This is a genomic window from Streptomyces soli (assembly GCF_003999195.1).
GTDB classification, from domain to species: Bacteria; Actinomycetota; Actinomycetes; order Streptomycetales; family Streptomycetaceae; genus Actinacidiphila; species Actinacidiphila soli.
Genome location: NZ_RJVR01000229.1, coordinates 1 through 11,401, shown reverse-complemented (window position 1 = coordinate 11,401; position 11,401 = coordinate 1). Strand labels below are relative to the sequence as shown.

Below are 11,401 nucleotides of genomic sequence, written 5' to 3'. Positions count from 1 at the left end.
GTTCGCCATCGATTTCTCCGTCAACAACGGCATGGACCCGGGCAACTACCTGCCGAGCAGGTGCCCGGGCGGTCACCTGCCGTGGTGGCCGTTCTGACGGCCGCCGTAGGGCTTGCCTCGGTGCAGGGCTTGTCAAATTAAGAAGGGTACGGCTCGGTTTAAGGGACGGTGATCAGCAGGGGTTTCGCGTTCCGGAAGGCCGGTAAGTCCTTTGTGGTGCGGGGGTTGGGTCCGGCGTGGCAGCGTCGGCGGCATCGCGGGGAGGGGCGCGTGGAGCAGGGGCTGCTGGCGCTGCTGAAGCAGTACGAGGAGGCGGCGGTCGACGGGGCGAGGGCTTTCGGTGCGGTCTTGCGGGACAGGAATTTCCGTGCGCAGCCACTCGCGCCGGGTGTTGCCCGCTGCCGGTACGCCGCGTTGCCCTCGACCTTGAGGTTGTAGGGCATCCCCTCTTCCTTCTCCGGCTTGACCGGGGCGGCGGACTGCCCGGCGTCCGTCGACGCTTCGTCCGGTTCCTCCTGCGGGGCGTCGTCCTCCTTGAGTGCGTGGCCGTACGCCTCGGGGTCGGTGCATCGATCTCGTCGCCGTCGGCGCCCCGCAGCTCGGCCAGCAACCCGGAGGTGTCGGGCAGCTCGTCGGCGTCCTCGATCAGGGTCACTCCTGCGGCGGCAAGTTCCGTCCGCCGCGCGTCGCGGGCCTGGGCCTTGGTGCGGTCGTCGCGCTCCCGGGTGACCTGGTGGGCGAAGTACCCGGCCGTGCGCGCGGTGATGAGCCGCTCGACGGCGGCGGGGTCGTCGTCGAACTCGCCCAGGACGGCGAGAACGTCGGTGGTCCACTCGTAGCCGTCGGCCTGGGCCAGGGCGGCCCGGGTGGCTGCGCCCACGGTCTTCGCGGCGGTGGCGGCCTGCTCGACGGCGGCCTTCGTGCGGCCGGTGCGCTTGGCGACCTTGGTGGGGGGACATGCCGTCCTGGATGGCTCCGAACAGGGCGTCGGCCTGATCCAGTTCCGTCAGGCCCGCGCGTCCCTCCTCGGCGTTCTCGATCAGCTGGTCGATGAAGCCCTGTCCGGCTTCGCGGGTGGAGGGGTCCAGGACGTAGGCGCTGATGGTGTCCCGGCCCGCTTCGTGCGACCCGTGGTAGCGGCGGTGGCATCACCAGTTCGTAGGGCCCGTCGGCGCGCAGCGGGGGGAGGACGACCACGGGGACGACGACGCCGTTCTCGCGGATCGAGTCCACGAACCAGTCCGTCAGGTTCATGTCCTCGCGGACGTTCTTCGGATTGGGCTTGATCTGGTCCAGCTGCAGGGTGGTGACCTGTGCCGGAGCTGCCGTGTCGCTCACAAGTGTGCAAACCAACGTATCTAATTGTACTCTATTTGGCCACGTCATTCCCGCAGGTCACGCAGCATGGAACGGAACGCGGCTTCGCTCGCGCAGCCCTCGTAGAGGTAGGTCAGTGGGGCGGCCAGGCCCTGGGCGTTGACCGCGCTCGCGAGGTGGGCGGCGCCTTCCTCGGTCGCGGCGTCGTGCACCGCCTTGTCCAGGTCGCCGCTGCCGATACCGAGTTCGGCGGCGATGGCCAGCAGCCGCACGGGTGGCTCTGCTCGCGAGAAAGGACAGCATTTGTTAACGAGTTGGGGGGCGGTCGGAGCTCCCGGCAAATCGAAATTTTCACGGGTTCGGACAGCGGCGGCAGCCAGCGGGGCTGCTCGGGCGGCCTCACGGCGCAGCCCGAGCCGTTGGTGTGCTGATCTTGGTCGGCTCCGGCGGCTAGGGTGCTGGCGTGCCTGTGACCGAAGATCGTGACGATATCGTGGAGCAGCTCGAATCCTTCCGCCGGGAGCTGCTGGCCTTCTGCTACCGCATGCTGGGCTCGTCGTTCGAGGCCGAGGACGCCGTGCAGGAGACGCTGGTGCGGGCTTGGTCGAAGTTCGACGGTTTCGAGGGCCGCTCGGCGCTGCGTACCTGGCTGTATCGGATAGCGACCAACGTGTGCCTGGACATGGTGCCGGCTGCGCAGCGGCGTGCCCGGCCGATGGACCTGTTCTCGCCGGGTTCGGCCACCGCGCCGAACCTGGCGCAGCTGGAGGAGAACGTCTGGGTGGGGCCGGTCCCGGACGAGCGGGTGCCCATCGGCCCCGCACCGGAAGACCTCCTCCAGGCCGGTCAGCGTCAGCAGCAGCCGCAGGCGCGGTCCGACCCCGTGCAGCACGAGATCGCGGCCCATGCGCCGAGCGGTCGTACGCAACTTCCCCAGGTGGTCGAGGTCGGCCGGCGTGGGCCGCTCGACGGCGGACACGTCGCAGACCACGACCGCCGCGTCCGGCCGGTCCGTCAACAGCGCGGCCAACTGGTCGCACAGAAACGGCCCGGCGCCGGGACGGAGCTGGCCCACGTTGAACACCACGGTCTTCATACCGACTCGGACCGCCTGGGAGCCTTCGACTCATCGGTGCGACGGCCGGGCGCCCGTGCCGCCTGAAAAAATCTTGGAAATCTCGGCCGGGCAGCGATGAGTTCCGCCGCAGTGCTCCGTCTGACCGGGTGAAACAACCGATACCCGAGCTTGCAGGGAGCAACTCATGAGGAAGATCACCGCCGGTCTGTTCATCGCCGCCGACGGCGTCGTGGAGAGCCCGGATAAGTGGCACTTCCCCTACTTCAACGACGAGATGGGCGCGGCCGTGACCGCGCAGCTCGGCGCGGCGGACACCGTCCTGCTGGGCCGCGTCACCTACGACTCCTTCGCCGGCGCGTGGCCGGCCCGCGAGGCAGCCGGTGAGGACGACGCCCCGATGGCCAAGGCTCTCGGCGACGCCCGCAAGATCGTGGTCTCCAACTCCCCGCTGGAGTTCACCTGGCGCAACTCCGAGCAGCTCCACGGCGACCTGGTCGAGGCCGTTACCAAGCTGAAGGCGGAGCCGGGCGGCCCCATCGGGATGTCCGGCTCGATCTCTGTGGTCCGCCAGTTGCTGGCCGCAGGACTGATCGACGAGCTTCACCTGCTGGTCCACCCGATCGCGGTCGGCCGCGGGCAGCGCCTGTTCGACGACACCGCCGACCCGATCCCGCTGAAGCTGATCACCTCCGACGTCTTCAAGACCGGCGTGCTGCACATCGTCTACGGGCCCACCGACGAGGCGTAGCTGGCGCCATCGGCAGGGACCTGCCGCCATAAGGTTCTTTCCCCTGCGGCGGCAGACAGGTTGTCGACACGTGTGCCGATCGCGGGGCATCGGCCTTGGGCCCATCCGGCCACCCACCAAGCGGCTGTAGCGGTCCCCGCTTCGCCGCCCGCCCAGCGACACACCAAAACCACAACACACCGACCAGCAGGAGACTGCGACATGACCGCACCGGTGAAGGGCCCCGCCAGCTACTTCCCCTCGATCGAGAAGAAGTACGGACGCCCGATAGCGGAGTGGAAGGACCTCATCCGCACCTCACCGCTGACCAAGCACATGGAACTCGTGGCATGGCTCAAGACCGAACACGGCCTGGGCCACGGCCACGCTAACGCCCTCGTGGCACACACCCTCGCCGACGGCAACGCCGAGTAACCCGAGCGTGCGCGCCGCGGGAGCTCGGGCCCCGCGGTACGGACGGTTGGTCCCGATGCTGTTGCTTCTCGTGAACATCGAACACGCCGGATGCAGGGCGCCTCCCACAGTGGCGAACAACCGCTGTCGCTTCTCGTGAACAGAACCAGCACGGGCGCCCCGGGCGGCGGCGGCCAGGACGGCGGCGCTCGGCGTGGCGGCGGGGCCTGGGCGGGCGGGGCGGCGGAAGTAGGTGCCTTCCCTGGTGGCTCCGTGCGCGGTCCATCCCGCGTTCGTCGTGATCGCGTGCAGGGCTCGGGTTGCGGCGTGCCATGCGGCTTTGTGCTCCTGGTCGTTCCATGCGGCGGAGCTGGTGTCGGGCATGGTGTCGATGCCGCCCACGATCGGGGCGATCAGCACCTCGTCCGGTCCGACGCTGGTCGGTCGCATCCGGAACGTCTCGCCGTCGGCCCACCCGTGTGCGGTCAGCACGTCGGCGGCTGCGGTGAAGGTGGCCCGGGTGGTCTTGGGGGTGATGTCGTACGCGTCGGTCGGGGGTTGGTGTCGGCGGGGTCGTGCCATGGGGTTTCGTCTCCCTCGGTCGTGGGTGCCGGTCCGGGTTGCCGCCGGGCCGGCGGGCGCTTCATGCGGTGGGTTATGTGGTGCGGGGGGCGATGACGGTGACCGCGATGTTGTCGGTGCCGTTGCGGCGGGCGCGGGCGGCTGCGATGAGGGCGCGGGTCATGTGGCGCGGGCGGATGTCGGCGGTGAGGATGCGTGCGATGTCCTGGGCGGTCAGTACCTTCGACACTTGGTCGGTGCAGAGCATCACCACCTCGATCGGGTCGGGCACGCGCGCGGAGTCGATGGGCTGGTCGCGTAGCACGCTGCGGGTCACGACGTGGTCGTAGCTGTCGGCGATTTTCGCCCAGTAGGGGTCGTTCCAGCTCCTCATCTTCTGGCCTTCGGTGTGGTCGTCTCTGACTTGGCGTAGTGTCCCGTTCTGGACGGTGTTGGCGCGGCGGTCGCCGACCCATGCGAAGTCCCAGCCGCCCTCGACGTGCTGGCGCATGGGCATGGCGGTGACCATGACGCAGTCCCCTTGCTGGCCGTGCGGGCATCGCTGGTAGTGGTCCTGGGGGACTGTGCGGGCGGTGGCGATGCGGTGGGCGGCTCCGCCGGTCAGTGCCGCGTACGGGGCGGCTTGGGCGGCCATGGTGGCGGCGTCGGCGGGCTCGTAAGTGTCGCCGATCCCGTCTGCGACGGCCCAGGCCAGGCGCCTGAAGTGGTGGGCTGCGTCGGCCGTGTGGCGGCGGGGGCCCTGGTCGGTGCGGGTGGAGGCGGTCCGGCGGACGAGGGCGGCGGGCTTGCTGGCTCCTTCGGGGGTGGTGGGTTGGGGTGTCGGTCCGGATTGCCGTCCGGACCGGCATGGGGGCGCTGCTGGTCAGCCGTGTTGGACGATTTCGAGGATCTTGAAGGCGCGGCCGCTGCCGGTGACTGCGGGGTGGGTGTAGCGCTCCACGCGGGCGAGGGTGTCGGCTTCCGGGTAGGGGCGCTGGGCCTGTTCGGCCGTCTCGGTGAGGACGGGGGCCTGGTGGTAGCTGCGGGGGATGGTCAGCCATGCGCCGCCGTCGGTGGTCCCCCAGGCGTAGCCGGTGCTGTTCATGAACGGTGCTCCCTTGCTGGTGGGTTGGGGTGCCGGTTCGGGTTGCCGCCCGCATCCCGACATGAGTAATCGTACTCTCTTTACTGGAAGGGGGCAACCTCAAACCGGCCCTGACCTGGAGCGGGGTGGGCTCGGTGGATCACCCCGGGCCCACCCGGTGCGCTGCGTCTGCCGGTTCAGCCGGGCCGGTTGGAGCAGGTGCCGGTATCGGTCACCGGTGATCGCGTCGCCGTCGGTGAGCAGGACGGCCTTGATGAACTGGCCGTCTCGGCGGCTTGGAGGTGCAGGGTGACTGTGTCGCCGGTGAAGGTGTCGAGCGCGTCCAGCAGGAAGCGGGCGTTCAGTGTGAGGGTGTGCCCCTGCACGTGGTCGGTGGTGCCGTGGGTGATGCTGGCGGTCACCTTCGCACCCCGCACTTTGGCCTGCTCCTCCTGGCCGTAGAAGGGCGCAAGGGTCAGGCTCTTTTCGGCGTTCCACTGGGCCAGCGCGGAGCCGGTGGTTCCCATGCCTTTGGCCTTGACCAGCGCGTGGGCCTTCTTGGCGGCCTTCACCAGATCGGCGCGGCTGACGGTCACGGCGATGTGCCGCTGGGTGGGCAGGTGGTTGTCCAGCTTGATGTGCTCGCCTTCGTAGATGCCGATGGTGATCTCGGCGCCCCCGATGTTCAAGGTGACCAGCGGGGACGGTTCCTCGTCTCGGATGCCGATCCCGATCGGGCCGGTGTACTTGCCCAGGTGCCTGGGCGACCTGGGCCAGCACGCGGGCAGGCACCAGGACGGCCTCGGGCGACTCGGCGGCTTCGGCGTCGGTCTCCCAGGGCTGGGCGGGCACGTCGGCCACGGTGAGCCGGTAGCGGTCGGACGTGGCCATGCGCAGCGATCCGCCGGACAGTGTGAGGCTCACCATGGTGAGCACCGGCAGGGTGTCGTCCTTCCCGGCGGCGGGCAGCACGCGGGCCGGCTGGCCGAAGAACTCCGGGCCGTCGACCGTGACCACCCGGCGGCGCGGCAGGCGGCAGGATCGGGTACTCATCCAGCGGGTACACGGTGACCGGCACCGACACCTGAGACGTCGACAACTGGTCGCCGTCGACGGTGACGACGGTCCCGGCGGCGGCCTTGGTCTCACCCGCGACGGCGGCGGCAAGCGTCTTGGTGAGTTCGTCGTAGTTCAGCACGCTGCGCCCGGTGGTCCCGGTGTCCGCGGGGAGGGTGACCGACACTGCGACTTCGTAGTCGTACGCGCTCGGCGTCAGGGCGCGGCCCTGGGTGTGGGCCACGATGCCGCCCATGGTCGGGACGGGGGGCCGGGGCGGAACGGCGAGGGCGGCGAGGTTGAGGGCGTCGGTGAGTTCGCGGTGGCTGGCGCTGAAGTGCGCGGGGGCTTCGGCGGCGGGGGTGTCGGCGGTCTACTCGGCGGTGGCCTGGGACATGGTGGTGCCTTTCTGGTGGGTTGGAGGCCGGCGGGGGCTGCCCTGGTGCCGGCGGTGTGGCGCGGGTGTCCCCGCCGGGCCTTGCCGGGCCCGCCGGGGACACTGACCTGCTGTCAGCCGACGACGCGCAGGCAGGTAAGGGGGAACCCTGCGTTGGGGGTCCACTGCGTCACGCCGTCCGGAACGTTGATCCTCCGGCTCCCGGCCCAGCGCAGTTCCTTGGTCGACTCGGCGTCGAACGTGATGGACGCGCTGGCGCCGGTGATGGCCGTGACCGTGCCGCGCTTGCCCTTGTAAGCGGCGGGGCTGATGTTGACCACCTCGACGGTGGCGCCGACGTGACAGCTGCGGCGGCCACGGTGGCCAGAGTCTTCCGGCGCTCCTTGACCACGGCGATGATGCGGTCGAGGTCGCCTTCGCTCGCGTGCGCGGCGATGTGCGCGGTGACCTCGGAGAGAGTGAGCGTGCTGCCCGTTCGTGCTCATGGGCGGGTCCTTCCTTGGTGGGTTGGTGGTGCCTGCTGGGCCTTGCCGGGCGCAGCATGGGGTCGGGGCGGTGTGGGCCCCGGGCGGGGCCCGCACCGGGGACGGCTACTGGGGTTTTCGCTTCGGGGTGACGCGGGTTGGGTGGCCGGTTGTAGTCCGGCGGCGTGAGGTATCCCGATGGGGGTGACCTGACCGTGGCACTGGGAGGGTGGGGGTTCGTGCGATGCGGCCGCGACGGGGTCCCGCTTCGCACCTCCAGCCGACGACCCCGACGTCATCCCCTTCCCGGCCCAGCGGATCCACCGGCACGACATCCTCAGCGGACTCATCCACGAGTACCACAACGCCGCCTGACGAAGATCACGACGGCTGAAGAAGCTGCAGGTCGGCGCTGTACGGGACTTTTGGAACCCCACAGGCCTCATGGCGACCGACGCTACCTGTCGGGGTCGGTCTGGAGGTGCGGCGCCCCAGCAGGTCCGATCCGTACCAGCTCGCAAATCGTTCCTGCCGACCTATCCGCTGATCTTCACCGTCACGCTGTAATGGCCTTGGTCACCGTCGCAGAGCCGGGCCTCGCCGCAACTGGTGCGGCGGGCTGTGATGTTTGCCGAGCCGGGTCGGACAGCACGCAGGGCGAGTTCGACAGTGCCGCAGCCGGCGCCCGGGACGCAGGTGTGGGCCGGTGTGACCCGCGAAGCCCCTGCGGCGGCCAGGACATCCGGCGTACCGCTGGTGAGGTCCGACCAGTATGTGCTGTGCAGCGTGACCACAACCGAGGTGCCCACCGTGGCCGAGACGGTCGTGTGGTTCGCACGCTCGTCCAGCCGGAGGGCTGTGGGCGTTGGCGTGGTCGGCGCAACAGACCGTGCAGCGTCGGCGCCGCACGCCGTGGTGACGGCGAGAGCCAGGCATGCGGCGAAGCGGAGTGCAGAGTGGGTGCACGGGAGCGCCATGAACGTGACCCCTTCCAGGCAGTGCGTGCCGATGGGACGGGTCCGCCCCGGCAGTGGTTCCCTGCCGGGGCGGAACGTGTCGTGCTGTGCCAGGGAGTTCCGATGGGTCAGGAGGCGTTCAGGGCGGTGTCGTCGACCACGAAGCTGGTCTGCAGGCTGGAGTCCTCGGTGCCGGTGAACTTCAGGGTCACCGTCTGACCGGCGTAGCTGGACAGGTTGAAGGACTTGAGTACGTAGCCACTCGCCGCGTTCAGGTTGGAGTAGGTGGCCAGGGTGGTGGTGCCGACCTGGACGGTCAGCTTGTCGTAGGCCGATGTCGTGGTGGTCTCGGCGGTGTCGATGTGCAGGTAGAAGGAGAAGGTGGCGCTGCACCCCGCGGGGATGGTCACCGACTGGGACAGGGTGTCGGTGTGGGTGCTGCCGTAGCCGTTCAGCCAGGCCTTCCAGCTGCCGGAGTGGGCAGGCTCGCCGGTGGAGTTGTCGATCACGCCGGTGCTGGCTGTCCACGGCGAAGCGGTGCCGGTCTCGAAGCCGGGATTGCCCAGCTTCTGACCCGGGGTGGCGCAGGTGCCGCCGGTGCTGCTGACGGTCCAGCTGAAGGAGGTGCTGCCGGAGGCTCCTGTGCTGTCCTTGGCGGTGACCGTGACGGAGGAGGTGCCGGCCGTGGTCGGGGTGCCGCTGATCCGGCCGCTGGAGGAGATGCTGAGGCCCGCCGGGAGCCCGGCCGCGGTGTAGGTGAGGGTCTGGCCCGAGGCTGAGTCAGAACCCGTCAGCTGCAGGGACACGGCCGTGCCCACGGTGGAGCTCTGGTTGCCGGGGTTGTTCACGGTGACGGTGTTCCCCGTGGTTCCGCCGACGATCGGGTGCGAGATGGCGCACGCGTTGGTGTCGTTGGACCAGCTGGCCTGCTCGGCGAAGGTGCCGGTGCCCATCGTGATGTTGGCTGCTCCGCCTGCGCTGCCGGGTGCGATCCAGGCGCATTCGTCGGAGTTCTCCTGGCCGTTGTACGAGCTGCCGGTGTGGTTGGTCCAGCCGCCGGCCGGGTTTTGGTCCGACATCATCTCCTGCCACTCGTGGCCGAGCGTCATGGTCCAGCCGTCGAGGGTGCCGGGGGAGTTGACGAACCCGACGCCGCAGCCCGCGCCGGAGTCGATGTTGTAGGGCTGGTTGCTGAAGGCGACGTCGCCGACGGTCGAGGTGACCGCACCGCCGGTCAGCGTGGTGTCACCGTTCCAGTCGTGCCACGCGCAGTACTGGTTCTGGTAGTTGTCGGGGTTGGTACCGTGCGGCGACAGGATCACGTAGTACGCGTCGCGGTTCGACGCGGCCGTGGTGTTGCCGAAGTGGCTGGCCGCCTTCACAGCCTCGGCGCCGAGCTGGTGCCCTGTGGCGGCACTCGGCGACGTGGCCGCATTGTCGTACCACGCTCCGGCGAGCACGCCGCCGCTCTGGTAGGGGATGAAGTTGGCGTTCGAGGGGCAACTGGTTGCGCCGGCTGCCACGTTCGGACCGTCGCACCACTGGGTCAGGTCAGCTGACCACAGCTCGTTACCGGTGCCGATGTCCTTGAACATCTCTTGGGCAACTGGCGCGGCGCCTGCCGAGTCGCCGGAGAAGGTCATGTCTCCGCTGCTGTTGGTGCTCTGCGTGCCCCACTGGGTGCCGTAGAACACCAGATAGACCTTCGAGTGGCCGCTCTGGACACCGATGCCGTCGACGCCGCCGCCGTAGGACAGCGTCTGCGTCCCGGTCGCGATGCTCGGGGACGGCTGGGAGGCTGCCCAGGCCTTCATCTTGGCGTGCTGCTGGAGGGTCGGTACCACGCCGTGCCGATACACGTGCTGGTACGCGGGGCTGTAGGGGTTGGCGACGGAGCTACTCTTCGCCTGCTGCGTGGCCGGCGCGGCCACCGCCTGCGGTGCGGCGGCCAGCATGCCGCCGGATATCAGGGCCGCGGCCGACAACAGGGCAGTGGCCCCTCGGCGGGTGAGCCGTCGGAGCCGGTCGGGTCTCGGGTGGTCCGTGTTCTGCGGTCGCAAGAGACTGTCCTCCATGGGAGATCGGTGCCCTGCGGCGGAAAGTTCGCCTTACGTGTCAAGAACATGACAATTGATCATGCTCCGACACGCCACGGGTCCACTGCTGCCGGTGGGCTGCGAGTAGCGCACGTTCTTTGTTGCGAGCTGCCACCCCGGTCAGTGGTGGCCGCCGATGACGCTAGTGAGTGCTCGCCCAAGGAACTACCGGCCAATAGCAAAGCCTTGCCCTAGGTAAGGGAAATATCCAAGACCAACCACCCTGAACAGGACCGGAGTTGATGTGATGATCCCGGAGGAAGAGCCCGGAGCGCCGATCAACGCCATAGACGTGGACGACCGACGGTCAACGACCTCACAGCACTGGGCCTGGCGCGGTACGAGGCGCGGATCTACCTCGCGCTGGTCAGACGCGACTCGTACACCGCGGCCGAGGTAGCGCGCGAGGCCGTTGTGCCTGCGGGTGCCGAGAACCCCATCCATAGAAGTTCTCCGCCGCCACCACCTGGATTGTCTTCCCGCCCCCGGAGCCGGAGGACGAGGCGGTGGACGAACCACTGCCCGAGGAGGGCGAGGTGGAGCAGGCGGTGGCGGCTATCGCGGTTATGGCCGCGACACCAGCGAGGGGGTAACGGGACGACCGGCGAACAGCGGGACGGGACGGGACAGAGCTCATGACGCGGGATCTCCTCAACCAAGCCGGGCCGCACCAGCGGGATACCGGCACTCCTGGACGCCCCCACGCTAGATAGGAATGAGTTTCAAAACCATAGACCGAAAGGCAAACATGAAAATCGTTGCCGTTTTTTGACCTCTCCGAGGTAGACGCTTCGGGGTGGACCGAAACAACACATGCATAAGTCGCCATATGCTAATGTCGCAATGGATTGACTGACCGTCGGACCTTCCGGTGGCGCGAGTGAGGAGTTCGATCATGTCCACTGCTGTTGACCACCGCCCCCATGGTGGCCATGAGCACGTCCACGGTGGCGACTGCGGCCATGTCGCGATCCCGCACGGCGATCACACCGACTTCGCGCACGATGGGCACATCCACCGCGTGCACGACGATCACGTCGACGAATGTGCGGGAGTGGAGCACTCGGTGCACGAGGGGCACGCTCACGAGCACGGCCCGCAGTGTGGGCATGTCGCCGTGCCGCACGACGGCCACACCGACTACGCGCACGATGGGCACCGCCACGCGGCTCACCAGGGTCACTGGGACGACCACTGACCACCTCTGATCCCTAACTGAAACTCGTTCTCACATGCTAATGTGCGCATGTG

Annotated in this window: 12 protein-coding genes and 3 pseudogenes; 5 read left to right on the top strand and 10 right to left on the bottom strand. The window is 68.8% G+C overall.

The genetic code is table 11. The features are described from left to right. Nucleotides 1-158: 158 nt before the first annotated feature. Nucleotides 159-443 carry a hypothetical protein gene (locus tag EFK10_RS22840; protein WP_127357511.1) on the bottom strand — a complete coding sequence of 95 codons (285 nt, stop codon included), beginning with the start codon at nt 441-443 and terminating at the stop codon, nt 159-161. A 939-nt stretch (nt 444-1,382) separates the two neighbouring features. Next, nucleotides 1,383-1,589: a hypothetical protein gene (locus EFK10_RS22835; protein WP_127357510.1), complete on the bottom strand. Its 207-nt coding sequence runs from the start codon at nt 1,587-1,589 to the stop codon at nt 1,383-1,385. A 191-nt stretch (nt 1,590-1,780) separates the two neighbouring features. On the opposite strand from EFK10_RS22835, the pseudogene EFK10_RS22830 reads away from it, so the two are divergent. Then, a pseudogene (locus EFK10_RS22830) lies at nt 1,781-2,020 on the top strand (sigma-70 family RNA polymerase sigma factor); the annotation flags it as partial. Nucleotides 2,021-2,212: 192 nt separating this feature from the next. Here the strand turns inward: EFK10_RS22830 and EFK10_RS22825 are convergent. Continuing rightward, nucleotides 2,213-2,413: pseudogene (locus EFK10_RS22825) on the bottom strand (hypothetical protein); the annotation flags it as partial. A gap of 166 nt (nt 2,414-2,579) precedes the next feature. Between EFK10_RS22825 and EFK10_RS22820 the strand changes: the two are divergent. Both EFK10_RS22820 and EFK10_RS22815 read left to right on the top strand, forming a co-directional pair. Further along, complete coding sequence (locus EFK10_RS22820) at nt 2,580-3,143, top strand: dihydrofolate reductase family protein (protein WP_127357509.1); 564 nt, start codon at nt 2,580-2,582, stop codon at nt 3,141-3,143. Nucleotides 3,144-3,344: 201 nt separating this feature from the next. Beyond that, nucleotides 3,345-3,557 (top strand): DUF4287 domain-containing protein, encoded by a 213-nt coding sequence (locus EFK10_RS22815; RefSeq protein ID WP_127357508.1) that lies wholly within the window; start codon nt 3,345-3,347, stop codon nt 3,555-3,557. Between the two features lie 634 nt (nt 3,558-4,191). On the opposite strand, the gene EFK10_RS22810 is transcribed toward EFK10_RS22815, so the two are convergent. The 7 genes and pseudogenes from EFK10_RS22810 to EFK10_RS50755 all read right to left on the bottom strand — a co-directional run bounded on the left by EFK10_RS22810 (nt 4,192) and on the right by EFK10_RS50755 (nt 10,114). Next, a complete protein-coding gene (locus EFK10_RS22810) occupies nt 4,192-4,752 on the bottom strand; it encodes a hypothetical protein (protein ID WP_127357507.1) in 561 nt (186 codons plus the stop codon). Between the two features lie 228 nt (nt 4,753-4,980). Further along, nucleotides 4,981-5,202: a hypothetical protein gene (locus EFK10_RS22805; protein WP_127357506.1), complete on the bottom strand. Its 222-nt coding sequence runs from the start codon at nt 5,200-5,202 to the stop codon at nt 4,981-4,983. Nucleotides 5,203-5,378: 176 nt separating this feature from the next. Beyond that, complete coding sequence (locus EFK10_RS50760) at nt 5,379-5,870, bottom strand: hypothetical protein (RefSeq protein WP_240677402.1); 492 nt, start codon at nt 5,868-5,870, stop codon at nt 5,379-5,381. Nucleotides 5,871-5,952: 82 nt separating this feature from the next. Continuing rightward, nucleotides 5,953-6,234, bottom strand: a pseudogene (locus tag EFK10_RS53410) (DNA polymerase III subunit beta family protein); the annotation flags it as partial. Nucleotides 6,235-6,747: 513 nt separating this feature from the next. Beyond that, nucleotides 6,748-6,954: a hypothetical protein gene (locus EFK10_RS22785; protein WP_127357505.1), complete on the bottom strand. Its 207-nt coding sequence runs from the start codon at nt 6,952-6,954 to the stop codon at nt 6,748-6,750. Between the two features lie 680 nt (nt 6,955-7,634). Continuing rightward, nucleotides 7,635-8,075, bottom strand: coding sequence for a hypothetical protein (locus tag EFK10_RS22780; protein ID WP_127357504.1), 441 nt, complete (start codon nt 8,073-8,075; stop codon nt 7,635-7,637). 107 nt (nt 8,076-8,182) lie between these two features. Beyond that, nucleotides 8,183-10,114 carry a putative Ig domain-containing protein gene (locus tag EFK10_RS50755; protein ID WP_240677401.1) on the bottom strand — a complete coding sequence of 644 codons (1,932 nt, stop codon included), beginning with the start codon at nt 10,112-10,114 and terminating at the stop codon, nt 8,183-8,185. 360 nt (nt 10,115-10,474) lie between these two features. Between EFK10_RS50755 and EFK10_RS50750 the strand changes: the two genes are divergently transcribed. Then, nucleotides 10,475-10,789, top strand: coding sequence for a helix-turn-helix domain-containing protein (locus EFK10_RS50750; RefSeq protein WP_265737547.1), 315 nt, complete (start codon nt 10,475-10,477; stop codon nt 10,787-10,789). Nucleotides 10,790-11,045: 256 nt separating this feature from the next. Next, nucleotides 11,046-11,348 carry a hypothetical protein gene (locus EFK10_RS22760; protein WP_127357503.1) on the top strand — a complete coding sequence of 101 codons (303 nt, stop codon included), beginning with the start codon at nt 11,046-11,048 and terminating at the stop codon, nt 11,346-11,348. Nucleotides 11,349-11,401: the final 53 nt, after the last annotated feature.

Excerpts from the sequence above, each read along its gene's own strand:
- EFK10_RS22815 (WP_127357508.1), top strand. The coding sequence starts at position 3,345 with ATGACCGCACCGGTGAAGGGCCCCGCCAGCTACTTCCCCTCGATCGAG.
- EFK10_RS22810 (WP_127357507.1), bottom strand. The coding sequence starts at position 4,752 with ATGGCCGCCCAAGCCGCCCCGTACGCGGCACTGACCGGCGGAGCCGCC.
- EFK10_RS22820 (WP_127357509.1), top strand. The coding sequence starts at position 2,580 with ATGAGGAAGATCACCGCCGGTCTGTTCATCGCCGCCGACGGCGTCGTG.
- EFK10_RS22840 (WP_127357511.1), bottom strand. The coding sequence starts at position 443 with ATGCCCTACAACCTCAAGGTCGAGGGCAACGCGGCGTACCGGCAGCGG.
- EFK10_RS22780 (WP_127357504.1), bottom strand. The coding sequence starts at position 8,075 with ATGGCGCTCCCGTGCACCCACTCTGCACTCCGCTTCGCCGCATGCCTG.
- EFK10_RS22805 (WP_127357506.1), bottom strand. The coding sequence starts at position 5,202 with ATGAACAGCACCGGCTACGCCTGGGGGACCACCGACGGCGGCGCATGG.
- EFK10_RS22760 (WP_127357503.1), top strand. The coding sequence starts at position 11,046 with ATGTCCACTGCTGTTGACCACCGCCCCCATGGTGGCCATGAGCACGTC.